The 1,115-nt window shown below is 36.2% G+C and carries 1 pseudogene; it reads left to right on the top strand.

Annotation, left to right across the window (positions count from 1 at the left end):
- Positions 1–1,115 (top strand): annotated as a pseudogene (locus DBR11_RS29565) (lipopolysaccharide biosynthesis protein); the annotation flags it as partial.

Here is a 1,115-nt window from a genome sequence, read left to right as displayed (position 1 = left end):
CTTATACGGTTAATACACTTGCTTCTGAATTTATAAGTACTTATAGTGCAGATGTAACTAACAATCAGAATAAATCAAACGTGTTGCTAGATTCGCTTCTGAGACAAAAGGAGCAACTGATGAATGAAAAAAATTCTGCATTAAAGAACTATAAAGTTAATAATGGAGTTTTGAACTTAGATAAACAGTCTGAGATCATATACCAACAGATTACAGATTATGAGCAAAAAAAATCGGATGCGTTAAGAGAGATTCAATCCAATCAAGGGGCTATTGCGAGCATAGACAGACGACTGGCCAGTAAAGATCAGATCTATTCTGGTGGTAATATTATTGCTGATAATAGTAAGATTGTCAATATTAAAAATCAGCTGAGTATTGCAAATGAAAGATATATTGATAATAATTTTAGGCCTGCGGATAAGAAAAAAGTAGATTCTTTACAAAGTTTGCTGTCTGATCAGGTAGTCAAAAATTCTGATCAGTACACTGCGGATCCGGCTGCAAATAAACAGAGCCTGATTACACAAAAAATGAATCTGGAGATTGCTCTGGATCTTGCAAAAAACAGTATAAAATCTATAGATACGGAATTGGCAGGCTTAAGAGCTAAGTATAATACCATGGTGCCTTTTGATGCAGGTGTGCAGAATTATGAAAGAGACGCAGATGTCGCAACAAAAGAGTATTTAGAGGTTCTTAACAAATCGAATGAGAATAGTCTTGAGAAAAAAATTGGTTTAAAACTTAATCTGGCTCAGGCTGGTTTTCCAGGGGTCGCCGAGCCATCAAAAAAAATATTATACATCGCGCTTTCAGGAGTAGCATCTTTTATGATTTGCTTTATGTATGTGCTGGTTCTGTTTTTGTTAGACAATTCTATAAATACAGTTGCCCAATTGCAAAAAGTAACTGGAGCCCATGTTCTTGGCGCACTTAATTACATCAAAGGTAGCGATAAGGAGGTTCGCAGCATGTGGAAGAATGAGGCTTCCAATCCGGAATTTGCAAAATATACGGATTTGTTGCGCTCATTACGGTTTGATATTGATCAATTCCTATCCAAAGATGGTTCTAAGATCTTGGGAGTTACAAGTTTATCTCCTGGGGAAGGA

The sequence above is a fragment of the Pedobacter sp. HMWF019 genome (assembly GCF_003061025.1).
GTDB lineage: Bacteria > Bacteroidota > Bacteroidia > Sphingobacteriales > Sphingobacteriaceae > Pedobacter.
This window is presented reverse-complemented; position numbering and strand designations above follow the sequence as displayed.